Origin of the sequence: Parasphingorhabdus sp., from assembly GCF_036963805.1 — a bacterium.
In the GTDB taxonomy this organism is placed as follows: domain Bacteria; phylum Pseudomonadota; class Alphaproteobacteria; order Sphingomonadales; family Sphingomonadaceae; genus Parasphingorhabdus.
This window is the reverse complement of the sequence record NZ_JBALUN010000006.1, coordinates 38120-64981: the sequence shown is the minus strand read 5'-3', so window position 1 is coordinate 64981 and position 26862 is coordinate 38120. Positions and strand designations below refer to the sequence as shown.

Genomic DNA, 26862 nt, shown 5'->3' with positions numbered 1-26862 from the left:
TTTTTTATTCTAGAGGCTGAATCCACCATCGACGATCAACGTCTGTCCGGTTATATAGCGCGCACGGTCCGAGGCCAGAAATGCGATGGCCTCTGCTATTTCCTCGCCCGTGCCGAAGCGGCGGAGAGCAACATTTTTTTTCTGGCTTTCCCAGATGTCAGGTGAATAAAGGGTTTCCAGAAAATGGCTGCCCAACCCTGCATCAATGATGCCCGGCGCGACCATGTTGGCGCGGACACCGAATTTTCCTTCTTCCTTCGCAATCGCTCGGCCGAGAGCCTCCATCCCGGCTTTGGGGACCGATGACAAAGCATCTCCCGGCGGGAAACTATAGTTGGCGACGGAAACGACAATCACGAAATTTCCAAATTGCTGCTCTCGGAAAATCGGAAGCGTTGTTGAAACAACGCGCGTTAAACCAATTAATTCGGTCTCGATGACCTCGCGCCATTGGTCTTCGCTGATTTTGCTAACAAATGGCTGTTCAATCGCGACGCCGGAAGCGAATACCACTGTGCCGAGTCCGCCAAAATGATCGCGTGCTTGCGCTATTGATGCAGTGATCGAAGCTGTGTCAGCGAGATCGCAATGAACGGGCAGGGTTTCACATGTCTTGGGCAATTCTGCCGCTATTGCCTTTGCCTTGTCGGAGCTGGAACGATAGCCAATCGCAACACCATCCCAATCACGCGCCAGTGCGTGACAAGCGGCATGGCCGAGTCCGCCAGTGGCACCGACAACAAATGCGGCTTTGCGAGTCATGAAAACATCCTTTCCGGCGTGCGTGTAAGTACTTCCAGCAATTGCGCTGCAAAGTCATCATTGCGGTCTGCCGTGAACATATGGCCGACACCGGGCGCTGTCACCACTTCAAGTTGGGGAGCCAGTCGCTGGAAAGTCGCAACGCCTTCGTCGGTCAGCAAGTGGCTGAGTTCTGCACGGACCAGAACCGTCGGTGACTGCAGGCGTGTAGCCGCCGCCAAAATGCTTTCACCCTCGCTTGGTGGATGGAGAAATTCCCGCTTACCTGTGGCCGGATCCCAATGCCAGTGCCAACGGCCTGTGTCGTCCTGCCGCATGGATCGCGCCAGTTTACTGGCATCCGCCATACGGGGCTGATGCAGATTCCGGGCCAGCGAATCTGCCGCGTCGTCCAGCGATGCAAAGCCGGTTTGTCCTTCTTCAAAAAAAGCGCGAATGCCGCCCACGCCATCATCGCGCATCAGCGGGGCGACATCGGCAAGCATGATCAGGCGAACCCGGTCGGGGTGACGTGACCCGCCAACCAGAGCTGCTTGGCCGCCACGGGATGCTCCGACCAATGTGACCGGACGGTCAAACAGGTAGAGTAGCCGCTCCACGTCACGGCCGAAAGCATCAAGCAGATAATCACCATCGGAAGCCCAATCGCTATCGCCATGGCCGCGCAGATCAAAACTGATGCCGTAAAAGCCAGCTTCGGCCACTTTTTTGGCCGAACCGAGCCAGGCGTTGCGGCTCTGGCCGCCGCCATGAAAGAAAAGGACGGGCGGAGCAGCCGGATCGCCATAAGCGCTTCCGGCAAGCTCCAGCCCGTCCCCTTGCAAACGGATTTTCGTCGGCGACAAATTATGCCGCTTTGATGGGCGCTACTTCTGCATGGCTCGGATGTTCGCCCGGGCCCTTATAGGCAAACTTGTTCGGAGCATGATGCCAATTTCCGTCATTCCTGCTTTCATAAGGTGACGCAACTTCGATCAGGCAGCCATGTGTGCTTTTTGCGCCAACCCAGCTCCATTTCTGCCAAGTCATGTCGGGGTCGTTAAATGTCTCGCCATCACCGGGCAGATCGATGCCTTCTGCTTTCAATTTGGCCATAGCACCGGGGACATCATCGGTGGAGAAGCACAGATGATGGACATGTTCGCCAACTTTATCGAGGCGGCGGCCCATCGGCGTTCCGGGCGCTGGCTGAATGAACTGTATTTCAGTCGAATATTCATTGACGAAGGTCGCCCATTTCATCCCGGCATCATCGCCGCTGGAAAATTCGTCATATTTAACGATCCGCTTTTCCAGACTCTGGGGATCAAGCACGCGCAAGATCTTTGTCCAGTCTTCGATTGCTTTATCAAGATCGCGTACGACCATGCACACATGTGCGAAAGGACCACTAGGCATAATTAAACTCCTTAAATTTAAATAATTACGGTTGCCGTGCCGCTATTCACCGTTCCGCGTCCTTCGACGTCGAGGGTAAATTCGCAGGAAATTCTATCGTCTTCAATCGCGGTAATTTTGCCGGACGCAACGACCTTGTCTTCACCATAGACGTTGTCAAGAAAGCGGGAATCCATGGCCTCAATTCTGCAACCGGGGAAGGCGGCCATCAGCATATTCATCATATAGGCGACATTGGCCGGTCCCTGATTAATCACCTTATCGCCAAGGCCTTTTGCCTTAACGACCTCCACATCCAGATGGATTGGATTGGGGTCGGCCAGAAATATAGCCCATTGTTTCATCGCCTGGGGGCTGACGTTTTCAATCACGAACGGCGGCAGTTCGTCTCCAACATTGTAACTCATGCGGCTAGCTCCTTGCGCGGGAGAACCCAGACATTATCAGTTTCGAGTATGCAACTGCCATCCGCTTCCTTGTGAAGGCGCAGACGATAGGTGAGAACGTCCATTACGCCTAATTTGCGGCTTTGCTTGCGGACCAAGCTGAGTATCTCGCCGGTGACCTTATAGCTTTGCCCGACCATCAGCGGCTCGGAGAATTTGACGCCGGATGAGCCCATCATGGGGCCATCATCTACATCAAATTCACAGGTTTCACAGACACCGGCGACCGTTTTGCCCATCGCAACCTGGGTTGCGATGTAGTAATAGATCGGGTGTGCGCTGCCATCTATAGCCGGTTCAACACCGGTCGAGCGGCAAAGATCGGCATTTTCTTCGGCAGTGATCGTGAATATCTTAGTGCCGTCCAGTGATGTTCCAGCGACGTCGGGGGCAGGGGGAAAATCGGCTCCACTCATCAGAATGACCTCGGCAGACCAAGATTCTCCGCAATGCTGTTACGGACCATCTCATTGGAAATTGGTGTCATGCGAAGAATACGGTGATCGCGCCAGTACCGCTGCATGTCGGTTTCGGCTGAATAGCCCATGCCGCCCAATATCTGGATGCCAAGGTCCGCCGCTTCAACTGCGCGCTCCGTTGCGACCATCTTGAGCATATTCGCTTCATTGCCGCACGGCATGCCCTGCGCCTGCATCCAGGCGACATTGTAGAGCAATAATTCAACAAGCTTTTGCGACGTTGCGATATCGGCAATATAATGCTGGAGTATCTGGAATTCTCCAATGATTTTTCCGAAGGCCTTGCGCTGTTTCATATAATCGAGCGCATCTTCCAGTACGCCGTCAATTGCCCCAAGGCACTGCGCGCCGACCATGATGCGTTCATTATTGAGGCTCGGCAGCATTGCGCTCCACGCTTTGTGTGGTTCGCCCAGCACATCTTCATCAGGAACAAAAACATCATCATAGGTAACCGAACAACTACCCATCGCGCGCATGCCTAGTTTGGGTAGGAGCGTGGCGGTAATTCCAGGCGATTTGGCATCGACAAAAAAGGCTGTCAGACCATGATGCTTTTTCTCGGCATTGCGGTCGGATCGACAGAGAACCAGCAACCGGTCAGCGGCGCGGGCCGCCGTTGTCCACATCTTTGCCCCATTGATTTTCCACCCGCCGTCGACTTTGTCGGCATAGGTTTTCATCGCGCCCAGCACATCCGTACCACCATCGGGTTCGGTCATAGAGAGGGAAACGCGGAGTTCACCCGCTGCCATTTTAGGGAGCCATTTTTTGCGCTGCTCGTCGGAGCCCGCCGTCGCCAGTGTCTTGGCGCCGCCAAAGGAAGTGAGGCCCCAAACCCAGAGCAAACCGCCTGCTGTCCGCGCCATTTCACGCGCAAAGATCATCTGCATGACGACATCGCCGCCTAACCCACCATATTCTTCCGGGATGCCAATGCCGAAGAAGCCCTGTTCTTTGAGCTTGTCCCAGATTTCATATGGGTAATTTTCTTCGTCGGCCTCTAGCTTGCGCATCAGGTCTTTCGGGAGCTCGGCGTCAACCCAGCGGTGTACGGTGTCGCGGAACGCGGTCTGTTCTTCTGTTAGATTAAAGTCCATATTTTATCCTTGTAGGCTCTGCGGTGATTGGCAACCTATCGAACGTGGGGTTTAAATCGCCAGTCCGCCTTCGACAGGAATGACGGAGCCGGTGACATAAGCGCCAGCACGGCTTGTCAGATAGATGGCAGCACCAGCCATATCTTCCGGTGTGCCGGTGCGCCCACGCGGCACCATGCCTTCCACCATTTTGCGCATATTGTCGTCAGTGATGACTGTCATGTCGCTTTCAAAAAAGCCTGGAGCAATTGCGTTGACCGTGATGTGATCCGGCCCCAGCTTCTTGGCTATTGATTTGGTGAGCCAGTGGATTGCACCCTTTGATGCCTGATAGCTATACACTTCGCGCGGGCCGATTTTTAGTGCGCCGACCGATCCTATATTGATCACATTTGACGGGCGTTCTGCACTCGCTCCGGCGCGTAGAAGAGGAAGGAGCTTTTGCATCAGGAAAAAGGGTGTCTTGAGATTGAGGTCGATCACGTCATCCCACTGATTTTCACTGAACGTATCAATCGGCGCGTCTGTTAGCGTGCCTGCATTGTTGACCAGAATATGAAGAGCGGATTCCCGCCGTTCGATTTCGGCAACCAGCGGAGTGATTCCCTCTACAGTAGAAACATCAGCCGCTAATCCGATGACGTCGCCATCCATTTCGGCTGCGGCCTTGGCAATTTTTTCAGCCCCGCGCGCACAAATATAAACGCGCGCACCTGCAGAGGCGAGACCGGTTGCGATCATTCTGCCAATGCCAGCGCTTCCGCCGGTAACAAGGGCAACGCGACCTTTGACGGAAAAAAGGTTGGAAGTATCCATCAGCCGACAATCTTTTCAATGATTTCGCATACGCCTTCGGGGTCACCCACATTGAACGCATGGTCGCCAGGATGATCATGAACCGGCCAACCCAAAGCGCGAGCGCGATCATGCATGGCTGTCATGATGGTGTTTTTTGCAGCGATATAATCAACCGGATGCTTGATGCTCTCAGCCCCGACAGAAATGACGCAACAAGTAGCGCGCATCGGCTGGTCAGACAGATGATCGAGCAACCATTTTTCGCGATCCGGGTCCATCATATGCGGATGTTCCTTGGCCATGGCCCGCTGCTGTTCGTGGACACCAGAACCAATTGGTCCTTCGCCTGCATCGAGCATCGCATCAAGCCCGACCATTTCTTCTTCACTCGCAAAACCGAGCAGGGAAGCAATTCGTTCGCCTGCATGAGGGATGATCGCATCCAGATAGATCACCCGGCGTATACGGTCCCCGGCCTGCGCCAGTACGCCCGGTGCAACTGTACCAGAATAACTGTGTGCCACGAGGATGACGTCGTTCAAATCCTCATAATGCAGCACGTTGACGATATCTGCTACATGCGTTTCATTGCCGACATCTCGGCCAATCAGGTGCACCCGTTCCCCAAAGCCGGTAAACGTTGGGGTGAAAACTTTATGGCCCTTTGCTTCAAGGATTTCGCGCATGAACTTCCAAGTCCAGCCGCCCATGCCGCCGCCGTGCATTAAAAGATATGTAGCCATTATTCTGGTGCTCCCGGTTCAAGGTTGGAGACAAGTTCTGGCGGCACGTCAGGCCCCCAAAGGTAAAAACTGTCATCCGGTGGGTGTTGGGCAGCAGGCCATTCACAGTCCGCAGGAATATAGTCAATGTCCGCTGAGAACTCTGCATAACTGCCCCATGGATCGCGGGCATAATAGAAGTAATTACCACCCAGTACATGGCGGCCTACGCCCCAACCTTCCTTGTACCCCGCGCGGAACATCTGTGCGGAACCAAGGCCGACTTCCTGGAACGATCCGACGTCCCAACTGCTATGATGCATCCCGCGATGGGTAGAGCCGACCAGCGCGAGTAGATGATGATCGCTACCATGCGGGCCGTGCAGGAACGCAACCACAGGACCACTGCCATCGGAGAGGCGGAGCCCCAGCATCTTTTCATACCATGCCGTCGCGGCAATGACATCGGTGGTATAAACAGCAAAATGGGAAAGATTGCGCGGTTGCGTTTTGGGAGCTGCAGAATTGAAGATTGCTCCCGAAGTGCCTGGCGCTGACGAAATTGTCTCAAATTTTGTCTTCGCATCAGGCGAACATTTTTCCGCTACGCGAATGTTGAGGGGCAGGCCGTCAAAACCTTCGATCCATATGCCACCCGCAGGTGCACCGGGCAAAGCGTCAATCTTCACGGCCCCTTTGGATTCGAGATCGGCGATCATGGCGGCCTCGTCATCGGCATAGATACCAAAGCTCAAATATCGCAGTTGCTTGACTGGCGCTTGCACGATCCGGCCCCAGCATTGTGGATGGCCGACTGTGAACAGCTCCAGCCCTTCATCCAAATCCCGGACATCGAGCCCGAACGCTTTGTAAAAGGACCGGGCTACATTCAGGTCCGGTACCTGCAGACCAAAATGGTCAATCGAATGAACGCCTAGCGCTCCCGCTCTCTTTGCCGTCATATCACATTCCTCACCTTTGCCTGGCTCGCTTGTCGCAGCTTATTCTGCTGCAATCGGATTGCGCAGCAAGCCAATATTCTCGATCTCTACCTCGATAACATCGCCATCCTTCATGAAAACCGGCGGGGTGCGGGCAAGCCCGATTCCCGAAGGTGTTCCCATCACCAGCACATCGCCGGGTTCCAGCGTCAAAAAGGACGATAATAGGGTTACCGTCTGTTCGACGTTGAAGATCATCTGGTCAGTACTAGCCGATTGCATGACATTGCCATTGAGCCGCGTTTCGATTTTCAGTCCTTCGCCACCCGCAGGCAGTTCGTCGGCCGTCACCAGCCAAGGGCCGAATGATCCGGTGTTGTCGAAATTTTTGCCTGCCGTCCATTGCGGAGTTTTGAGCTGATAATCGCGAACCGAACCATCATTGAATACAGAGTAACCCATGACATGGGACAAGGCTTCGGATGCCGGAACATTTTTTGCCCGTTTGCCGATTACCGCTACCATCTCGCCTTCATAATCCAGCTGATCGGAGGTTTTCGGTTTCAAGATCGGTGCGTCATGGCCGATTAAATTTGAGGAAAATCTAGCAAATATGGTTGGAAAATCGGGCACATCCAAATTTGCCTCGGCGGCGTGATCGGCGTAGTTCAAACCAAGACAGATGACCTTGCCGGCTTTCGCCAGCGGGGGCAGGAAGGTCAAAGCCGCTTCATCGACGGCTTCGCCCGCCGCAGCTTTTGCGCCAGCAGTATCCAGCGTTCCGGCTGCGATATGAGCATCCAGATCAGCGATATCCGCGCCATAGGCGAGGGTGACTTTGTCTCCCGTTTTGGCCGCAAGGCCGATTTTTCCGTCTTTTGTTACTCGTGCGAGGCGCATGATCTTCTCCGTTTGTTTTGTTAATTGCTAGCTTTTTGACCGGTTCCACCGCCGGTCGCGGGCATTAGGTTATTGCTCATTCCACCATCAACCAGAACATCTATACCGGTCACATGGCTGGCTAGGGGGCTAATCAGGAACAGGATCGCGTTAGCGACATCTTCTGCCATGCCCAGCTTCCCGAGTGGGATCATCGATTCACGCTGAACGCGGCGCTCTTTGTCGTCATAGCCGGCCTGTGTCATTGGTGTGTATGTTGGTCCGGGGGAAACGGTATTGCACCTTATGCCATCACCACCCCATTCCAGCGCGAGTTGGCGGATCAGCATCAGCAAAGCCGCTTTGCTGGAGGAATAAAAGCCTAGTCCCGGTGTCGCCTGTGTCGCTGACATGGAGGCTGTTGCAACAAACGCGCCCTTGCTGGCAGCAAGATACGAATGAGCGGCTTTTGCCAGTGCCCAAGTCGCCCGCGTATTGATGGAATAAATCCGATCAAAATCATCTGCTGTCATGTCCACCAGAGCGCCAGCGGCAATGATACCGGCGTTGCTGATCACGGCATCGACACCATCCATATGGGCTAAGGCCGCAGCAATAATCGTATCTCCGCAATCGGGGGCAGAAAGATCTGCCACGCAGGTTGCGGCAGTGGGACCAATGCCGTTGGCCACCAACTTCAGGCCCTCCGCATCGCGATCCGTGAGTAGGAACTGGTGTGGTCCCGGAATAATGACGCCAGCGGCCAGCTGTTCAGCTACGGCACGTCCAATTCCGCTCGCGGCTCCGGTGATGATAACGCGCATGTGCAGTTCCTCAATCGGCAAGATCAAGTTCGGTCATCAGCTGCTGCCGAAGCTTGAACTTCTGAATTTTTGATGCCGACATCGGCCATTCGTCAACGAACCGAATGTGGCGGGGTACTTTGAATGAAGCAATCCGTTCTTTTACAAAGCCGAGCAGTTCCTCTTCGCTCACGTCGCATTTGCCGCTGCGTTCTATAAACGCAGCCGGTATTTCAGCCAGCCGCGCATCAGGAAGTCCAACAACCTGCGCAAGCTGAACGCCTTCATGGGCAGCTAGTACGGCCTCCACTTCGGCAGCGGCGACATTTTCGCCGCCCACTTTCAGCATATCCTTGAAACGGCCATGGAAGAGCAGATGCCCATTCTGCTCGATCGAGCCGATGTCGCCGCTGCGGTACCAGCCGTCCTCATTAAGCGCTTCGGCGGTTTTTTCAGGGTCGCGGTAATAGCGATCAAGCAGACAATAGCCCTTGATCCAGATTTCGCCGCGCTCTCCAGCCGGTAGAATTTGACCGTTCTCTAGATCGACTATATTTATGCTGACACCAGCCATCGGGTAGCCCAGTGCCTGGAAACCCATTTCCGGATCCATATCATAGCCACCAGTGGTCACAATTCCGCTTGCCTCCGTCATACCGTATGTACCCACTTGTAGCGCATCCGGTGCTTTGGCGCGATAGGCATTGCCGACTTCTTTGGGCATCTGGCTAAAACAACTATTCATAAGCCGGACCGAACTCATGTCAGTCTTGTCCCAATCAGGGTGAGCAATCATCGCTTGATGGAAGGTGACAAAGGGCAGAAATAACATACTGGCCTTTTCCGCCTCTATCTGGCGAAGGCTCTCGCCAGCATCAAAATGAGGTTGGCCGATAAAGGTGCCGCCGACCTCAATGGCGCCAATCATGCTCAGCATGGCAGCGATGTGGAACAAGGGCATGGGGGACCAGACCCGCTCATCAGACGAAAAGGCCCAGCGATTGCGCGCCAGATTACTGGCTTCGCGGCAGATAGCTTCGTGGCTAAGAAGGCAGCCTTTGGGATTGGCCGAGGTACCCGACGTATAAAGGATCATGCACGTATCGCGCAGGCGGACGCCTAGCCTTGTCGCATGAACCGCATCTTCGCTTGCGGCCTGTGCAGCGTTATCAAACCCGGCCTGATCAATAAAACCGGCGGCTTTCTTACCGCCATGCAGAACCAGTCTGGAGAGCTTCGGTACGGCTGCTAGCGACAAATCCATTGGATCTTTCACGCTCGCCAATTCAGGGAAAGCCTCGCTCAAGCGGGCGACAAAATCAACGAATTCATCTGCTTCGCTGTTTGTGATAATAGCCACTAAGTCCGCATTTTCAGTGACATAGGCCACTTCTGGCGCACGATAGCGGGAGTTCATCAGCACAGAAACACCGCCTACCATGGCAACGGCAAAGAGAGTTTCAACAAACTCGATACCCGACGGCAACAGGATGCCGACATGATCGCCTGGCTTTATACCAAGGCCGATAAGACCGCGTGCTCGCTGGAAAACTGATTGCACCACGGTATCATAGCTTTTGCGTGCGTCCGGGAAGACAAAAGCTTCCTTTTCTGGAGATATATCCCAAGCCTTCAAAAGCATATCTGCCAGCGGGCTGACGCTGATCCGCATGCGGGCGGAATTTTCGCTCTTGTCAGACACCAATATTTTCTCCGTAAGGGACTTGTAAATAGTCATAAATGCTCAGCTAAAATCCAATGCAATCCATTGCAAATATAGACCCTTTCGGAGGATAGGTTGTTCTCGCTTTCACAGATTTAACCGCAACCGACAATTCCGCCGTCCATTGGTATCGCGGCCCCGGTAATATAGGCGCTGGATTTGCACGACAAAAATACTGCCAAAGCAGCGATTTCATCGGGTTTCCCCATCCGTTTCATTGGAATTGTCTTCAACAACTTCGGATTTACTTCCTCCTCGGCATCGCGCAGGTGGGCGGTCATCCCCGTCGGAAAATATCCCGGCAAAATAGCATTCGCGGTAATATTCCGTTTCACCAGATCACCTGCAAGATCTCTGGTCAACTGATGGATCGCGGCCTTGCTGCTCGAATAGCTATAAGCTCTCAACCGCAATGCAGTTGCACCGGCAATCGAACCGATATTCAATATCCGTGCAGGGTCTTCCGCATGGCCCGCTTTTTCCAGTTCGGGAAGAAATTCGCGAACCAGCGTAAAGGGCATCTGGAGGTTGACCGCGAGGACATTGCCCCATGCTTCGTCAGGAAAATCATCAATATTCGCGCCCCAGGATTGACCTGCGTTGTTGACCAGAACATGTAACTCATCCCCAACGATTTTGCGGAATTCCTTTGCCAGGTCGACAGCAGCCTGAGGCGTAGACAGGTCGGCACCAAGGCCGATGCACATTCCCGTGGTGGAGATTTCCTTGGCCGCTTCGGCTGCTTTTTCCGCAGAGCGAGATGTGATAACCACGCGTGCGCCAGCGCCCATCAATCCCTCTGCAATCATCCGGCCCAACCCTTGTGCACCGCCGGTCACCAGAGCTGTTTTTCCTGCAAGATCAAACGGATTGCTCATACCGTCACCACCACCTTACCAAAGCTGTGCTGCTTCTCAAGATAGATCAATGCCTCTTTTGCTTGTGCAAGAGGAAAACTTTTCTCGATGATTGGTTTGATCTGGTGCTTGTTTACAAAAGCCAGCATGTCACGGAAATCCTGTGGATCTCCGACTTGGCTGCCTACGATGCTAGCGCTTTTCAGGAAGATGCCTGTCGCCGTTATTTCAAATTTGTCGCCAGCGGTTGATCCGTAGATAACGATCCGTGCACCGGGATTAATGGCGCGGACATAATTGGCATAGCTCGGCGCGGGTGCGCCATCCAGTACCACATCAATACCGCCGGTCAACTTGCCAACCTGTTTGCGCCATTCGGGATCGGTAAAGAGCAGACCACCGAGTGCGCCCATTTCCTTCGCCCGGGCGAGAACTTCCTCACTTTCACCCGTTACATAGACCTTGGCACCTAGCGCCACGGCAAAGGCCAGCCCAAAGGTGGCCACGCCGCCGCCAACACCGCTGATCAGCAATGTATCGCTAGGCTGAAGCTGTCCCTTGAACATCAGTGCGCGCCAAGCCGTCAGACCGGTGAGCACTGTTGCTGCGGCTTCTTCCCAGCTCATGAATGCCGGTTTAGGAGCGAGGTTTTCAGCAGGTACACAGATATATTCTGCAATTGTGCCGCCATGCGGCATACCGAGCAGGCCAAATTCCGGAGTTGGTGCGTGGCGGTTTGGACCCCAATCCAGACCTGGATAGATTACGACTTCATCGCCAATGGATACGTCCGATACACCCTCGCCCAGCATGTCAACCACGCCGGCTCCATCACAGCCCATCGTCGTCGGCAGGCTCATACCCGGATATAGGCCTCGTGCGATCCACATTTCGCGGTGATTGATCGATGCAGCCTTGATAGCAACGCGCACTTCGCCTGATTTTGGCATGGGGGTTTCGACGTCTGCTACGCGGACGGCTTCAGGGCCTTCAGAGGTTTCCTGTAATAAAGCTTTCATGTCTCTAACTTTCCTGGGTTTTAGAATGAGCGGGGTAGGCCGAGTGATTCGGCTATGCCGTTTTTGACCATTTCATTGGTAACCGGGCCGATCCGCCATAAGCGGCTGTCGCGCCAGTATCGCTGCATATCGGTTTCCGCTGAATAGCCCATGCCGCCCAATATCTGGATGCCCATGTCGGCGGCCTTGTTCGCATTTTCAGAAGCGAACAGTTTTAGCATATTGGCCTGTGTACCGACGTCTTCTCCGCGCGCCTGTTTGTCTGCGCAGAAATGAAGAAGCAATTCAGTGGTTTGCTGCATCGTCGCGATATCAGCGAGATAGTGCTGCAAGATCTGAAACTGACCGATATATTTACCAAATGCCTTGCGCTGCATGACGTAAGCAAGAGCATCTTCCAATACGCCGTCAATTACGCCAAGGCAGAACGCACCAACCATAATGCGTTCATTATTGAGCGTCGGAAGCAAAGTGTACCAAGCGCGGTTCGGCTCTGCGAGGACGTTTTCGTCCGTAACGAACACATTGTCATAAACCACCGTACAACTGCCCATGGAGCGCATGCCCAGCTTTGGCAGTGGCGTGATTTTGATACCTTCCGCATTGGCTGGAACCCAGAATAGCGTTAGGCCCTGATGTTTCTTCTCCACATTTTTGTCAGTGCGGGCGATGCACAACAAATAATCGGCAACATGCGCCGAGGAGCTCCAGATTTTTTCGCCATTAATGACCCATCCGCCATCGACTTTTTCTGCCATAGTGGAGAGGTTGCCAAGCAAATCGGTGCCGCCGCCTGGCTCCGTAAAAGAGATAGCGGCTTTCAAACGGCCTGCTGCGATTTCCGGTAGATATTTTGCTTGTTGCTCAGGCGAACCATAAAGCCCGATAGACTTGGACCCAGCGAAAGAAGTAATGCCCCAGATCCAGGCAAGACCGCCAAGCGAACGAGCTAGCTCCCGCGCGAGCAGCATTTGCATCAGTACGTCGCCGCCTTGCCCGCCGAAATCCTCGGAAATGCCAACGCCGTGGAAACCAGCCTCACTGAACTTGGTCCAAAGCTCGTGAGGATAATTATGCTCATCCATCTCCAACTTGCGGGCCCAGTCTTTCGGGCATTCAGCATCGACCCAGCGTCGAACCATATCGCGAAATGAACGATGTTCCTCGGGAAGTTCAAAATCCATTTATTTGACTAGCCTTCTATTATTAATCTCGGAATCCCAATTGGGTTTTATGGTGCATTGGTCTAACGGTAGGAGGTGGCCACCTATCTGCCGATAGGAATTGAGGCTTGTGCTTCGCTTATTTCTGACGGATAATGGTCGGCAAGGACAAGAGAGCGGATGAGTTATCGCCCGCCCAAAAGAAAGAGGATGTTTAATATGGGAGTGGTGCCAACAACTATTGTTCCACCGCGGGCGGCACATCGCTATGTGAAGCGAGTCGTCATTGAAGAACTGGCGGAAACCGTGGGTGCAGCGCGTATCGCAACTATCAGCACTCCTGCCGGTTTTGGCAAGACTACAGCCATGCTGCGCTGGGCAGATATCCTCGGTACAACTGGCCGCCCGATAATCTGGATTGCTGCTCGGGCCGGAATAGATTCGCTTGAAACATTCCTTGATGCGCTAAAATCGGCAAGTGTTTCCGCTGGTTTGGTGCCGAATAGCGGAATTGATGTTGGAGGACCTCGTAGCTGGCTGGCTAATTTGTCTGCCCAGTCCGGTCCGCGGCCCGTACTTTGCATCGACGATGCCCAGTTGCTAGCGCCGGAAATTCATGAATTTATTGAACAGTTGATCGCGAGTGCTCGCGACGGTTTGACAACGATTCTTGCTTCACGCGGCGAAAGTGGAATAAACTTAGCTCGCATGCGAGCACTGGGGTATCTGGTGGAAGTCCGGGTACGACATTTGTGTTTCGACACTGATGAAGCGACACGGCTCATTCTGCAAGAGAGTGAGACGCCAATCCCAAGTGATGAAATCCAGAAAATGGTAGTAGATACCCAAGGATGGGCAACTGGACTGGTACTCGCGGTGGGAGCGTGGCAGCGTGATAAGGCAGAGGGTCATCCACCGGAAGGAGGAACAACTGGTCTGCGCAATGAATTTGCAAGTTATTTCCATGAAGAAGTCTTGGCTGGGCTGCCACAGAATATTCGGGACTTCATTGTGAACACCTCTATTCTGGAAGAGTTGACGCCCTCGGGCTGCGCTGCAGTAGTACAATCGGAAAACGCACGATTCCTTCTCGAAGATGTGTTCAATCGTGGTCTGTTCCTGACAGAAATCGACCGCGAGCGTAGTCGTTATCGCTATTACACCCTGTTCCGGGAAATGATCTATGGTCGCCTGATGATGCGGGCGCCCGAAAGAGCAGCAGAACTGCATCGCAGGGCAAGTAGTTTTTTTTCAGAATCCGACGACTTTCAAAACGCTTTGGAGCACGCGGAAAAGAGCGGGGACCAGGCTTTTCTCGCTCAGCAACTTGACCTGCTCGCCGAGCAGATGACTTATAATGGCTTGCTCTACCGTGTGGATGAAATGGCCAGTGAATTGCCTTGGGATTTGCTGCAAGATTGTCCATCACTGCTGCTTGCCATGTCGTGGCGATGCAGTCGTAGGCTAGCTTTCAAGTCAGCCGAACGTCTCATCGTCGCAGCTGAAGCAGCCATTGAATCTGCGTCGCAATGTGGCGCTATAGATGAATATGAAGTCAGGCAAATGGATTTTCGGGTCCGTCACCGAAAGATAATGTTGGAGGCCGCACGTGACAATATGCCGTTCGTCGAACGTGAATCGGAGTTGTTGCTTGAAGACCTTGGGGATGACCATCCCTATTTGAGCTGTACGCTCATCGCACAATTGCTGTCCGCTAGGAGAGAACTTTATCATTTTCACGACATGTTGAAGTTGGAGGCGGAATTACGTAAAGCCCTCGGCCGTCCGGGTTCCGACTTTGCATCTATCGCGCTTAAATCGTCGGTTGCACCGACGCTCGTTGCGCAAGGTAAAACCCAGATGGCGCGCCAGTATCTTACAGAAGCCCATAATCTGGCGGTAGGAATCGAAGGAGATAATTTCGGAATTGCTGCTCTTCCTGGCCTTCCGCTCGCCGAACTGCATTATGAATGTGGAGAATTGAAAGAAGCTGCTCTGCTGGTTGAGGACTGTCTGCCGTCCATCCGTCAGTGGGGTTTTGTCGATCAGCTGGCATCCGGCTATTTGGTTCGTGCACGTCTGGCAGCCGCCGAAGGGGATATGGCGAGTGCCTTGTCCGGCTTGGAAGAAGCTCAGCTTATTGCGATAGAATGCGGACTTGAGCGGTTGCGGGCACTTATACTCTCGGAACAGGTGCGGATGCTGGTAAAATCCGGGAAACTGGATCAAGCGGAACGGCTCTTTCACTCAAGCGATCTGACGGTAGAGGGCGAGCCTGTGCCGACCCTCAACCCAACACGCCTTAACGAGTGGATGGCTATTGCTTGGTTACGACTGGAGATGCACCGTTTTCGGCTGGTTCGTTCGCGCAAAATCGCAAAGCGCTGGCTGGAGTTCGTCCGCAGGCGCGGGGCCATCCGTTCTGCCGTTAGTTTCGAACTGCTGCTGGCCGAAATTGCAGTGTTGGCTGGAAATCGTTCGGAAGCGCGGCGATCTGTGCGAGCCGCTGTCGAACTGGCGGAGCCAGGGGGCTGGATCCGCCCTTTTGTCGATGAAGGAGAAGCAATTTCGTCACTGTTAGTGGAGTCTTATGCCGATGGCCCTGCGCTGGATACGCCCGTAGACAGGTTCGCCGCCGAACTGGTGTCCGTCCTGAGAGGTACGCCGAAGATGAGTGGGGACGACGAGGAAGAATTTGGACTGGGAAGTAGCCTTTCTGTGCGCGAAGTCGAAATTCTGACCATGGTCAGTGGCGGCCTACGCAACCGAGAGATTGGTGACCGGCTTGGCCTCACCGAAGGTACGGTTAAATGGTATATGCAGCAAATATATGATAAATTAGGCGTTCGACGCAGGCCACAGGCTGTCATAAGAGCGAGGCAAATGGGGATATTGCCCTGACATCTGAGACGGTACCCTATCGAAGGAAAGATAGCGAAGCGGCCATTTCCTTCTAGCCTCTCCATAGTCACAAAAATTGCGGGAGTAGCAAATGGCAAAAGGCAAAGTCATCATAAGTTGTGCGGTAACCGGGGCGATCCACACGCCCTCGATGTCGCCATATCTGCCGATATCGGCGGAAGAAATCGGGGAAGCTGCGATCGGTGCAGCCGAGGCAGGGGCGGCAATCATCCACCTTCATGCTCGCAATCCAGTGGATGGGCGTCCTGATCAGAATCCGGAACTGTTTGAGCCTTTCCTGAAAGTGATCAAGCAGCGGTGCGATGCCGTAATCAATCTGACAACTGGTGGCCATCCTTCTATGGCGTTGCAGGAGCGGCTCCGTCCGGCAACGACTTTTCAACCGGAAGTGGCTTCTCTGAATATGGGGACGATGGGTTTTGGCCTGTTTCCGATGCTCGATCGCTATACGGATTGGAAACATGAATGGGAGCCAGCCACGCTCGAAGCTTCGCGAGATCTGGTTTTCAAGAATACATACAAGGATATTGAAGACTTACTGGCGCTGCTAACACCTTTGGGTACGCGGTTTGAATTTGAATGCTATGATACCAGCCATCTTTATAATCTGGCTCATTTCCTTGACCGTGGCCTAGTTAAGGCACCGTTGTTCATCCAGACTTGCTTTGGCATATTGGGTGGGATTGGCAGTCACGCTGATGATGTGATGCATATGAAGCGGACAGCTGACCGGTTGTTTGGAGATCAATATGAATGGTCTGTGCTGGGCGCAGGCGCAAGACAAATGAGTATTGTCGCGATGGCGGCTTCAATGGGAGGAAATGTTCGCGTCGGGCTGGAGGATTCATTATGGGCAGGCCGCGGAAAACTTGCAGAAACAAATGCTGAACAGGTGAAAATGGCACGTGGTATAATAGAGAACATGGGCCTTTCCGTTGCAACGCCGGATGAAGCGCGCGAGATTTTGCATCTCAAAGGTGGGGATCGGACTAATATTTGATATTCGTTGATCACAATTATTGGGGAGGCAATGCTGCCGGGGCGCCTGCGACGATCGGACGAAGTCCGTGTTTTAGCGGGGGTTATCTGGAAGGCCGGTGACGTCCGTTAGGGCGTCGACGTGGCAGCGGTTTCTCGCTCGATTTCTAGGCCATCCCTTCCGCAAGCTTTTTAATAGCTATACAATGATTTGTCGATCATCTGGCTTCCGATCCTTTGACCGGTTGTATTTGGACAAAGATACGATAGGTAAGCTGATATGACAAAGACTTGGAACTCTCACAACGCAAGCGACTGGCTGAAACATCTGGATGCTGTTTCAATGCCTGATCTTCTGTCCCGCGCTGAAATGATGACGGTTTCAGGACATGGAACGATCGTAACTTATTCCCGTAAGGTCTTCATTCCGTTAACCAAATTGTGCCGAGACGTTTGCCATTATTGCACATTTGCGCATCGCCCTTCGGAGCTGTCCGCACCTTTTCTTGAACCCGGGGAAGTTCTGGAAATCGCACGCGCCGGCGAAGCGCAAGGATGCCGGGAGGCGCTGTTTACGCTAGGCGACAGGCCGGAGGCTCGCTATTCCGCCGCGCGTAACTGGCTTGCGGATCGCGGCTTTGCCAGCACGCTCGACTATCTGGCGCATGTGGCCGCGCTGGTATTGAAAGAAACCAGTCTTTTGCCGCATTTCAATCCTGGTATCATGGACGCTCAGGACTATGCCATATTGCGTCCACTATCGGCTTCGATGGGATTGATGCTGGAAAGCAGCTCCGAGAGGCTGTGTGCAAAGGGGATGCCGCATTTTGGATCGCCGGACAAACTTCCTTCCGTTCGGCTGGAATCTATCCGCCTTGCGGGAGAGGCAGAAGTTCCCTTTACAACTGGACTGCTCATCGGGATTGGCGAAACGCGGCTGGAGAGAATAGAAGCATTGCTGGCGATTCGGGATTTGCAGGAGCGCTACGGCCATATTCAAGAAGTGATCATCCAGAATTTCCGGTCAAAGGCCGATACGTTGATGCGAGATACGCCCGATTTGCCGCTGGATGAGCATTTATGGACCATCGTAGCCGCACGCCTCATCCTTGGACCAGATATGACGATACAGGCGCCACCCAACTTGCGGGACGGCTCCCTATCCCAGCTCGTCCGCGCAGGCGTGAATGACTGGGGAGGGGTTTCTCCGGTTACGCCGGATCATGTGAATCCGGAAGCGCCGTGGCCGCATCTGGAGAAACTGGAAACGGAAACCGAGGCGGCGGGACGCCACTTGCGTCAGCGCCTCGCCATCGGCCCCGCTTTTGCAGGTGACGTGACGCGATGGGCCGACCCCGGGTTGCAAACTGCGATCCGCCGTGCTGTCGATACGCGCGGTTTGGTGCGAGAAAATGGTTGGCACGCAGGCGCGGGCAATGAAGCGCCTCATGTGATGGCGTCGATCGTCACCGGACGTGACCCGCAAATTGCGGTCTCTTTGGGGTTGGTCGCGCAGGGTGAAGAGCTGAACAAGGCTCAAATTGCGAGGCTGTTTACCGCCGAAGGCCGTGATTTTGAGCATGTCCGGGCCTTTGCCAATGAATTGCGCGAGGACCGGGTGGGAGAGGCAATTACCCATGTCGTTAACCGCAACATAAATTATACCAATATATGTCTCTATCGTTGCGGCTTTTGTGCCTTTTCAAAGGGCAGCACGCGTAGCGAACGGGGGCCTGCCTATAATATTGACCATGAAGAAATCGCCCGCCGCACCGTGGAAGCATGGGAGCGCGGGGCAAGCGAGGTTTGTCTGCAGGGCGGCATCCACCCAAGCTATGATGGGCGCACCTATCGCGGCATAGTGGAAGCCGTGAAGGCAGCCGTACCGCAGATGCATGTTCATGCTTTTTCGCCTTTGGAAGTGCATCATGGCGCAACGACATTGGGCCTGTCTTACGAAGACTATCTGGTCGATTTGCAACAGGCTGGGCTGGCGACTTTGCCGGGAACGGCCGCCGAAATTCTGTCCGACGATATCCGCGCGATCATCTGTGCGGACAAGGTGAATACGCAGGAGTGGCTGTCGGTCATGCGTGCGGCGCACAAGGTTGGTCTTCAATCTACAGCGACGATCATGTTTGGCCATGTCGAAACCTATGATCATTGGGCCGAACATTTGTTGCAACTGCGGACGCTTCAGCAGGAAACAGGCGGTTTCACCGAATTTGTACCGCTGCCATTCGTCCATATGGAAGCACCCAATTGGCGCAGAGGGGAAACCCGTTCGGGGCCGACCTGGCGCGAAACCGTGTTGATGCATGCAGTAAGCCGGATTGCACTGGATGGTGCGATATCGAATATCCAAACAAGCTGGGTAAAGCTGGGTCCAGACGGCGCGGCAGCCATGCTGGAATCCGGCGCGAATGATCTGGGCGGTACACTTATGGATGAATCCATCACGCGTGCGGCTGGTGGAGCGAATGGACAGATTTTTGATGTTCCGCAAATGCAGTTGCTGGCCGATGGGCTTGGCCGTCCTTTGCGCGAACGCAGCACCGTTTATGGCCAGCGCTCTGGGCAATTGGCCCTTGCAGACTAAAGTTAGGAAAAAAATATGAGCAGTAAAATTGCCGTCATTGGCGGAACAGGAAATCTGGGCAGCGCATTGGCGTGGCGGCTCGCGCGAGCGGGACGCGATGTGATAATCGGATCACGTACAGCTGACAGTGCGGCGGAGAAAGCCGCTGAACTTGGGCACGGGCTGACAGGCATGACCAACGCGGATGCTGCTGCCGCAGCTGACTTGGTGATTGTCACAGTGCCCTTTGGCGCGCAGGCGGCAACGCTTGAGGATATTAAACCGCATGTTACCGGCAAGATTGTCGTGGATACCAGTGTACCTTTGGTCCCTCCCAAGGTGATGCGCGTGCAGTTGCCGCCGGAAGGATCGGCAGCGGCGAAGGCAGCTGCAATATTGGGCGAAGATGTACGGCTGGTTTCCGGCTTCCACAATGTTGCCGCGCACAAGCTGGCCCAGGATGTCGACGTAGAATGTGACATATTGATATTTGGCGACGAAAAAGCGGCCCGTACCGAAGTGGTTGCTTTGGCCGATGCCATCGGTTTGCGCGGTATTCATGCGGGCGCGCTGGTCAATTCAGCGGCGGCAGAAGCGATGACCTCGTTGCTGATCTTCATCAATAAATTTTATCAAGTGGATGGTGCCGGCGTGAAAATTACAGGTGAATTTGGGCCCGTAGATTAAGCGCTATATGATCCAGATACTTCCCATCGCAGGTCTGCCTGAAATTCGGCCAGGCGACCCATTGTCGCAGATGCTGGCGTCGCGGTGCATGGAGAATGATACCCGGCTTCTGCCCGGCGATGTGCTTGTGGTAACGCAAAAAATCGTGTCCAAGGCGGAGGATCGATTTGTCGATCCCGCGAGCATTAGCGCGTCGCCGGAAGCGATTGCCCTCGCCGGGGAAGTGGGCAAGGATGCTGCACTGGTGGAGCTTGTGCTGCGGGAATCCAGCGCGGTTGTGCGCAAGGGACCGGGTATCCTGATTACGCGTCACCGTCTTGGTCATGTGATGGCCAATGCCGGGATTGACGCATCCAATATTGGCGCAGGGAACGGCGATAGACTGCTGCTGTTACCAAAAGACCCGGATGCTAGTGCGCAGCAGATTGCTGACGCATGCGAAGCGGTATTGGGTTTTTCTCCTGCCGTGGTAATTTCGGACAGCTTCGGACGTCCGTGGCGGATGGGCACGGTCAATGTAGCCATAGGTGTTGCCGGTATGCCTGCGATGCTGGATCAGCGCGGCGATGTGGATCGTGACGGAAGGACAATGCAAGTGACGAACGTCGCGGTTGCTGATGCCGTGGCCGGGGCCGCCGGGTTGGCGATGGGAGAAGGTGCAGAAGGCATAGCGGCTTGCATCGTGCGCGGACTGGCTTTGCGGGGCGAGGCGCAGACTAGTCATGCAATAGTGCGACCCGTAGCTGAGGATCTTTTTCGATGAGTGCGCGCTTCACCGTACTGACAGGCGGTGTTGGCGGGGCAAAGCTGGTCGACGGGCTTTACCGCATTTTGCCGCAAAATAGCCTGACCGCAATTGTTAATACTGGCGATGATTTCTGCCATTTCGGCCTGCCGATTTCTCCTGATATTGATACTTTGCTCTACACGCTTTCGGGCAAATCCAATCAGGTGCTGGGCTGGGGGCGCGAAGGTGAGACGTGGAATTTCATGGCCGCGCTAAAATCATTGGGCGGGGAAGACTGGTTTAATCTCGGCGACGGCGATTTGGCTCTGCATGTGATGCGCGGCATGGCGCTGTCGGCGGGTGAGCCTTTGTCTAAGATTATTGCCCGCTTTGCCAAGACATGGGAATTGCAACTTTCCATTCTGCCGATGACGGACGATGCAGTCGCCACCTGGGTGGATACTGACGAAGGGTTGCTACCCTTTCAACGCTATTTCGTGGAGCGGCAATGCGCGCCCAAAGTGCGGGCTGTGCGTTTTGAAGGCGCGGTAGATGCTATCCCTGCGCCAGGCGTTATCGCTGCGATCATGGAAAGTGATGCCGTCTTTGTTGCACCATCCAATCCGTGGCTGAGCGTTGACCCCTTGCTCGCTATCCCACCGATCAGGAAAGCTCTGGAAACAACCAAAGCCCCCGTGATCGCTATTTCTCCATTGATTGAAGGCAAAGCGGTGAAGGGGCCGACCGCTAAACTTATGGGCGAATTGGGACTGGAAGTAACGAACTACAGCATTGCAACCCATTACGGCAAACTACTGGACGGATTAGTCGTGCACAACAAGGATGAAGCACCGCAAGCCTTAACGATAGCGCGTACGGATACGCTGATGAAATCACCTGACGACCGGGAACGGGTGGCCCGCGCTGCTCTGGCGCTGGCGGCGGGCCGCAACACATGATCGATTGGCGTGTGCTTGTGCCCATCAAGCAGGGGAAGGACAGCAAATCGCGGCTAGGTTCGATGATGGACCCCGATGCTCGATCTGACCTTGCCAAGCGAATGGCAGAGCATGTGCTGGGGGTTTTACGAACATGTTTTGACCCGTCGCAAATCACTATTCTCTCACCCTGCCGCCCTAATGGCTGGAAAGGTGGATGGTCGCAGGATCAGGGGCGCGGTCTGAACGCGGAATTGACAGCTTGGCGCGGGGTTCAGGGGAATGCAGCAATTCTCATCATACATGCCGATCTGCCGTTGCTGAGGGAAGAAGATGTGCAGGCGATTGTGGACACTGCCAAGGACGGCGCGGCAATCGCGACGGATCGCGCGGGGCAGGGCACAAACGCATTGGCTATTATAGATGGGCGGCCGTTCACTTTTTGCTTTGGAGCGGAAAGCCTCTCCCTACATTGCCGCCAATATCCGCAGATGTCCGTACTTCGACGGGACGGATTGATGGCCGACCTGGATACGCCGGATGATGCAAAATTTGTCAATGCACGCGGGTTCGCGGTCTGAGCATCCCTGCCTTTGGGAAGGTTTGCTGGTGCTTTTTCCTTCGCACTATAAGGCGAAAGAAACAAACCAGGAGAGCAAGATATGAAGCTCAATGTTGGCGTGCCCAAAAGCATGAAGGTGGCAGCCATGGTGCAGCCATGGGAAGACAAGCTGAATGGCACTGATGTTGGCCGCCTGATGGGGGCTGTAGATGCGATGGGATTCAATAAATGCATGCTGGGGGAACATTTTATCATTCCCAAGGAGCATATTGAACTGTCTGGCGACTGGTATTTTCACACGGTTGTCGCACTGGGCTATATTGGCGGGCAGACGAAGAACTTGCGTTTGTCATCGTCCGTTTCGATCCTGCCGTTGCAAAATCCGATTGTTCAGGCCAAGGGCTGGTCCACGCTCGACTGGTTGACCGGCGGGCGTGCAGAAGCCTTGTTCGGAGTAGGCTGGCTGAAGGAAGAATTCGACATGCTTGGCGTGCCCTTCAAGAAGCGCGGTCGTATGGCGGATGAATATGTTGCCGCAATAATTGAGCTGTGGACAAAGGACGATCCCGAATTTGAAGGCGAGTTCGTGAATTTCAAAAATTGTGGTTTTGCTCCGAAGCCAATTCAGCAACCGCGCATTCCAATCTGGTTTGGCGGCGATGCCGAACCGGTGCTGAAGCGTGTGGCGAAATTCGGTGATGGCTGGTCGCCATTCCGTACACCTCCGGAAACCTTCCCGGCCTGCATTGATCTGATCAAATCACAGCCCGAATATGATGGACGTCCGCTGCACTTCTTCTTCGCGCTGGAAATGCTGAATGTTGGTGCGCACCATGAAATCCTTGATGATCCGCGTGCGCCGGGAACCGGCGACAAGCAAAAAATCATCGATCAGATCGGCTGGCTAAAGGAATTGGGCATCACTGAAACTATCGTTCCGCTGCCACCTGGTCTGAAGGACGCGCAGGCGTGGATTGATCGCCAGCAATGGGTAGCGGAAGAGATTATGCCAGCCATTTAAGCAGTTTTGCTCGGGGAGTGTTCCCCGAGCCTGCTACTTCTTATCCCGCCGCTGCCATCATATCCATCATATCGGCATAATGCGGTTGGTGGTGACAGATGCCGCCATCGACGGATATAATCTGTCCGGTAACAAAGCCTGCCATATCAGATGCAAGCCACAGCACGGCTCCTGCAATATCATCGGCGACGCTTTCGCGCGGCAGTAAAACATGGCGCTGGATCATGTCGAGCTGCGCCTCGCTCATCTGTGCTCGTGCGACGGGGCTGAGAACCAGACCCGGCAACACTGCATTGCAGCGAATATTTGCGCGGCCGAATTGTGCTGCAGTATTACGGGTCAGTGCATTTACCGCCGCTTTGGACGCGCTATAGGCGGGATTCAGAATATCGCCCAGTAGCGATACACCGGAGCTGGTGTTGATGATCGATCCGCCGCCGCCCGCAATCATATGCGGCGCAACATGCTTGGTCATCAACATTGTTCCGCGCGTGTTTACGTCAAACGCTGCATCCCACACTTCCGCTTCCATGTCAGTCAGGGCAGCATCACGGGTCATCTGCGCTGCGCCGGTATTAGCGGCGTTATTGTGGAGTATGTCAATCCGTCCAAATTTCTCCATCACAGCAGTCACCAGTGCGGCGATGGTGGACTCGTCTCCGAGATCAACGGTCTGAGCAATGGCGGTTCCGCCGCTCTTGGTAATTTCATTCGCAACGCGCTCTGCGCCTTCGAGATTGATATCCGCAACTACGACCTTCGCACCTTGCGCGGCGAGCATTTTAGCACAGGCCTCGCCAATATTAGCGCCGCCGCCTGTGACAATTGCTACTTTACTATCGACCAGTCCCATGTTCATTCTCCTAACAGACCCCAGGTGCCATAATCTTCAGCAGCTGTGAAAAAGCGTTCATTCATCGGGATACCATTTTGACCCCATTCGTCGAGATTTGCGACCCATGCCTGCAGCCCGTACATCACGAACAAACGGGTTTGCTCCCATGCTTCTTCAAAGCTGGGAACGCCTTGTGCGCCCGTGGCGATCAGATATTCTCGATATTGCCTGACCATATCCTTATGGTGTTTGCGGCGCTCTTCAATAGTGAGCGCGCCGACTACGAAATAGGTAAGGTCGCGCCAGGGCCGGCCGCGCCGCACCAGTTGCCAGTCGAGCCACAGTCTTTCGCCTTCCGGCAGGATATAGGTATTGCCCTGATGGCAATCACCCAGCGCGATGCAATGCGGCGCATCATATGCGCGCTCGATCTCGCCCAGCCGGTCAAACGCGCGCTCCACTTTGCGCGGATCATCGAGAAAATGCTGCGGTGCTATCGCGCAAAAACCGGGTTCCTTGAGATTGAGTTCGATCCATTGCCACATGATCCGAACCTGATCGCTATCAACCGGAGTATCCATTTGGGTCTGCAGCCAGGGTGCATTTTCCGGGCTGATTTTGTCGCTGTCCCAAAGGCTGCCGTGCAGCTTGGCGAGGCCGTTCAGGTTTTCCATGATCATATCGATGCCGTTATCCTGCGTACTGTGACCGAATTTTCCACCACGATCATTCAGGTCTTCGAGCACGATGAAACCGTGCGCGCTGCCATCATCATCCCAGTCGGCATAGTAGCATTTGGCGGTGGGCACTTTCATTTCCTCCACCATGAAATGATAGAAACGTGCCTCCAGCGCATGGATGTCGACATTGTCGAAGGAGCCCGACCAATTGGCCTTCATGCATAGATTGGCAGGTAAGCCTGCTGCAATACCTGCATCATTCCAGTCGACCTTGATCCGCCATTTGGTCGTGTGGCTGTTGAGCAGTTCCACCGTTTCCATCGATTTTGCGACAACGCCGGGATATTTATAGCCCATCATGCGGCTCAGCCACGCGGCATCAATGCCGTCCATCGAAGTTGGGATATGATCGGTTCGCGCCGGATAAGGGCGGGGAACGCAATTGGGGTCAACAATTAAATTCTTATATTGCGCGGGGGCTTGCGGATCCATATTCCACTCCTTTTTGATTTGAAACTTTTATTTGACGGCTGGCCATCACGAGCAGCAGGCCGCCTGCAATGCAGAAGAGCATGGCAGCGCCGATGCCCCAGGCAACACCATCCTTGCCGCCCACAACATCGCTGACTTTACCGATCAACCATGCACCGAGGCCAACCCCGATCAGGTTCGCACTCATCTGGACAAAAGATACTGCCAGCCCGCGCAATTGCGGCCCGGCGACGGTTACGATGACGGCATAAATCGGCCCGTTATAGGATGCGCTGAAAAAACCGGCCGCCATGACAAAGGCAAGGGCAAGGTTCGTATTTTCAACGCCGACGGCTAGCAATCCGCTAATGGCGGTCAGCAGCGGGATTATAGATCCCAGCAATGCCGTATGTGCAGGATCAAAGCCGCCGCGCCGTGCGTTGATGCGGTCCGCGCCCCAGCCTGCGACCAATCCGCCCACCGATCCCAAAATGCCGTAGGCAATGGCAACGATAAGCCCGGATCGGGATATCGAAAATGCATGGCTGTCGATAAGAAATGTGGCGAGCCAGATGCTCATGCCGTAAATGCCGGTAGCGATGCAGGTGATTGCCGCGATGGCATAAGCGATGCCCGGGCGAGCGAACAGCTGAGCAAGGCGTACCCTGAGACCAGCGTCGCAATGCACTTGCGGTGCGTCCTGTTGACCGCGCACAGGTTCCCGCACGGTCGTAAATAAAATTGGGGTAAGCATTAGTCCGGGGATGCCGGCCGCTATAAAGGCCCAGCGCCATCCATATTCTTCGACAATCCAGCCGCCCACGAAAAAAGCTATGGCAAAGCCGATACCGCTGCTCAGATACCAGATACCGATAGCGGTTGATCGCTTGTCAGTGCCAAAATAGTCGGAAAGTAGCGACATGCCGGTGGGCGATCCTCCGGCCTCTGCGACGCCTACGCCCGCCCTCCCGGCCAGCAATGACCAGAAACCGGTTGCCGCTCCGCACAGCGCCGTCGCACCGCTCCATGCTGCCAGTGCAAAGGTCATCAAATTTTTGCGATTAAAACGGTCGACTGCATAGCCAAACGGGATCGCAGCCAAGGCAAAAGGAATGCCATAAGCAATGCCAGCCAAGAGACCGAGCTGTTCGCCAGATAGATTGAATTCCATGCCCAGCGGCTTGAGCACTAGCCCGATGACGGCCCGGTCTATGCCGTGGCAGGTTTGCGCAACCGTTAATACGGCAAGAACATACCAGCGATAGGTAGTAGGTGGTGCGCTGGTCGTCACTTGATTCCTCTCTCCGTCATCAACTTTGCATTTGCATTGCAGAGAGGCGGGAATCTCAACCTGCCAAAGGAAAGGGGCGGCT

At 54.4% G+C, this 26862-nt stretch carries 26 protein-coding genes; 8 read left to right on the top strand and 18 right to left on the bottom strand.

Annotation, left to right across the window (positions count from 1 at the left end):
- Positions 1 to 9: 9 nt before the first annotated feature.
- The 15 genes from V7676_RS14070 to V7676_RS14000 all read right to left on the bottom strand — a co-directional run bounded on the left by V7676_RS14070 (position 10) and on the right by V7676_RS14000 (position 13111).
- The gene (locus V7676_RS14070) at positions 10 to 762 is read right to left on the bottom strand and encodes an SDR family NAD(P)-dependent oxidoreductase (RefSeq protein ID WP_335660341.1); all 753 of its coding nucleotides are present in this window, start codon (positions 760 to 762) and stop codon (positions 10 to 12) included.
- Positions 759 to 1607: an alpha/beta fold hydrolase gene (locus V7676_RS14065; protein ID WP_335660340.1), complete on the bottom strand. Its 849-nt coding sequence runs from the start codon at positions 1605 to 1607 to the stop codon at positions 759 to 761. The genes V7676_RS14070 and V7676_RS14065 overlap by 4 nt, the downstream gene beginning before the upstream one ends.
- Position 1608: 1 nt before the next feature.
- The gene (locus V7676_RS14060; protein ID WP_335660339.1) at positions 1609 to 2160 is read right to left on the bottom strand and encodes a VOC family protein; all 552 of its coding nucleotides are present in this window, start codon (positions 2158 to 2160) and stop codon (positions 1609 to 1611) included.
- 17 nt (positions 2161 to 2177) lie between these two features.
- Positions 2178 to 2567, bottom strand: a complete 390-nt coding sequence (locus tag V7676_RS14055; protein ID WP_335660338.1) for a MaoC family dehydratase — start codon at positions 2565 to 2567, stop codon at positions 2178 to 2180.
- A complete protein-coding gene (locus V7676_RS14050; RefSeq protein WP_335660337.1) occupies positions 2564 to 3022 on the bottom strand; it encodes a hypothetical protein in 459 nt (152 codons plus the stop codon). The genes V7676_RS14055 and V7676_RS14050 overlap by 4 nt, the downstream gene beginning before the upstream one ends.
- On the bottom strand, positions 3022 to 4185 hold the full coding sequence (locus V7676_RS14045) for an acyl-CoA dehydrogenase family protein (protein ID WP_335660336.1): 1164 nt from the start codon (positions 4183 to 4185) through the stop codon (positions 3022 to 3024). Before V7676_RS14045 ends, V7676_RS14050 begins: the two co-directional genes overlap by 1 nt.
- Positions 4186 to 4236: 51 nt before the next feature.
- Positions 4237 to 5001 (bottom strand): SDR family oxidoreductase, encoded by a 765-nt coding sequence (locus tag V7676_RS14040; protein ID WP_335660335.1) that lies wholly within the window; start codon positions 4999 to 5001, stop codon positions 4237 to 4239.
- Entirely contained in the window at positions 5001 to 5726 is a 726-nt protein-coding gene (locus V7676_RS14035) for an alpha/beta hydrolase (protein ID WP_335660334.1), read from the bottom strand. The genes V7676_RS14040 and V7676_RS14035 overlap by 1 nt, the downstream gene beginning before the upstream one ends.
- Positions 5726 to 6667, bottom strand: a complete 942-nt coding sequence (locus V7676_RS14030; protein WP_335660333.1) for a VOC family protein — start codon at positions 6665 to 6667, stop codon at positions 5726 to 5728. Before V7676_RS14030 ends, V7676_RS14035 begins: the two co-directional genes overlap by 1 nt.
- A gap of 39 nt (positions 6668 to 6706) precedes the next feature.
- Complete coding sequence (locus V7676_RS14025) at positions 6707 to 7546, bottom strand: fumarylacetoacetate hydrolase family protein (protein ID WP_335660332.1); 840 nt, start codon at positions 7544 to 7546, stop codon at positions 6707 to 6709.
- A gap of 20 nt (positions 7547 to 7566) precedes the next feature.
- The gene (locus V7676_RS14020) at positions 7567 to 8349 is read right to left on the bottom strand and encodes an SDR family NAD(P)-dependent oxidoreductase (RefSeq protein WP_335660331.1); all 783 of its coding nucleotides are present in this window, start codon (positions 8347 to 8349) and stop codon (positions 7567 to 7569) included.
- Between the two features lie 10 nt (positions 8350 to 8359).
- On the bottom strand, positions 8360 to 10066 hold the full coding sequence (locus V7676_RS14015) for a class I adenylate-forming enzyme family protein (RefSeq protein WP_335660330.1): 1707 nt from the start codon (positions 10064 to 10066) through the stop codon (positions 8360 to 8362).
- Positions 10067 to 10146: 80 nt separating this feature from the next.
- Positions 10147 to 10929 carry an SDR family oxidoreductase gene (locus V7676_RS14010; RefSeq protein WP_335660329.1) on the bottom strand — a complete coding sequence of 261 codons (783 nt, stop codon included), beginning with the start codon at positions 10927 to 10929 and terminating at the stop codon, positions 10147 to 10149.
- Positions 10926 to 11927 (bottom strand): quinone oxidoreductase family protein, encoded by a 1002-nt coding sequence (locus tag V7676_RS14005; RefSeq protein ID WP_335660328.1) that lies wholly within the window; start codon positions 11925 to 11927, stop codon positions 10926 to 10928. Before V7676_RS14005 ends, V7676_RS14010 begins: the two co-directional genes overlap by 4 nt.
- Before the next feature lie 20 nt (positions 11928 to 11947).
- Positions 11948 to 13111 carry an acyl-CoA dehydrogenase family protein gene (locus tag V7676_RS14000; RefSeq protein WP_335660327.1) on the bottom strand — a complete coding sequence of 388 codons (1164 nt, stop codon included), beginning with the start codon at positions 13109 to 13111 and terminating at the stop codon, positions 11948 to 11950.
- Positions 13112 to 13300: 189 nt separating this feature from the next.
- Between V7676_RS14000 and V7676_RS13995 the strand changes: the two genes are divergently transcribed.
- From V7676_RS13995 to V7676_RS13960, 8 genes are all read left to right on the top strand, one after another.
- Entirely contained in the window at positions 13301 to 15991 is a 2691-nt protein-coding gene (locus V7676_RS13995; RefSeq protein ID WP_335660326.1) for a LuxR C-terminal-related transcriptional regulator, read from the top strand.
- Positions 15992 to 16082: 91 nt separating this feature from the next.
- Positions 16083 to 17012: a 3-keto-5-aminohexanoate cleavage protein gene (locus tag V7676_RS13990; RefSeq protein WP_335660325.1), complete on the top strand. Its 930-nt coding sequence runs from the start codon at positions 16083 to 16085 to the stop codon at positions 17010 to 17012.
- Positions 17013 to 17270: 258 nt separating this feature from the next.
- Positions 17271 to 19589, top strand: a complete 2319-nt coding sequence (gene cofH, locus V7676_RS13985; RefSeq protein WP_335660324.1) for a 5-amino-6-(D-ribitylamino)uracil--L-tyrosine 4-hydroxyphenyl transferase CofH — start codon at positions 17271 to 17273, stop codon at positions 19587 to 19589.
- Positions 19590 to 19604: 15 nt separating this feature from the next.
- Positions 19605 to 20255 carry an NADPH-dependent F420 reductase gene (gene npdG, locus V7676_RS13980; protein ID WP_335660323.1) on the top strand — a complete coding sequence of 217 codons (651 nt, stop codon included), beginning with the start codon at positions 19605 to 19607 and terminating at the stop codon, positions 20253 to 20255.
- Between the two features lie 7 nt (positions 20256 to 20262).
- Entirely contained in the window at positions 20263 to 21018 is a 756-nt protein-coding gene (cofE, locus tag V7676_RS13975; protein WP_335660322.1) for a coenzyme F420-0:L-glutamate ligase, read from the top strand.
- Entirely contained in the window at positions 21015 to 21941 is a 927-nt protein-coding gene (cofD, locus tag V7676_RS13970; RefSeq protein ID WP_335660321.1) for a 2-phospho-L-lactate transferase, read from the top strand. Before cofE ends, cofD begins: the two co-directional genes overlap by 4 nt.
- Positions 21938 to 22501, top strand: a complete 564-nt coding sequence (cofC, locus tag V7676_RS13965) for a 2-phospho-L-lactate guanylyltransferase (protein WP_335660320.1) — start codon at positions 21938 to 21940, stop codon at positions 22499 to 22501. Before cofD ends, cofC begins: the two co-directional genes overlap by 4 nt.
- An 81-nt stretch (positions 22502 to 22582) precedes the next feature.
- Entirely contained in the window at positions 22583 to 23503 is a 921-nt protein-coding gene (locus V7676_RS13960) for a TIGR03619 family F420-dependent LLM class oxidoreductase (protein ID WP_335660319.1), read from the top strand.
- Positions 23504 to 23543: 40 nt separating this feature from the next.
- On the opposite strand, the gene V7676_RS13955 is transcribed toward V7676_RS13960, so the two are convergent.
- The 3 genes from V7676_RS13955 to V7676_RS13945 are packed head-to-tail and all read right to left on the bottom strand — an operon-like array spanning position 23544 to position 26780.
- Positions 23544 to 24356, bottom strand: a complete 813-nt coding sequence (locus V7676_RS13955) for an SDR family NAD(P)-dependent oxidoreductase (RefSeq protein WP_335660318.1) — start codon at positions 24354 to 24356, stop codon at positions 23544 to 23546.
- Between the two features lie 2 nt (positions 24357 to 24358).
- Entirely contained in the window at positions 24359 to 25510 is a 1152-nt protein-coding gene (locus V7676_RS13950) for an oxidoreductase family protein (protein ID WP_335660317.1), read from the bottom strand.
- Positions 25482 to 26780 carry a spinster family MFS transporter gene (locus V7676_RS13945; RefSeq protein ID WP_335660316.1) on the bottom strand — a complete coding sequence of 433 codons (1299 nt, stop codon included), beginning with the start codon at positions 26778 to 26780 and terminating at the stop codon, positions 25482 to 25484. The genes V7676_RS13950 and V7676_RS13945 overlap by 29 nt, the downstream gene beginning before the upstream one ends.
- Positions 26781 to 26862 lie beyond the last annotated feature (82 nt).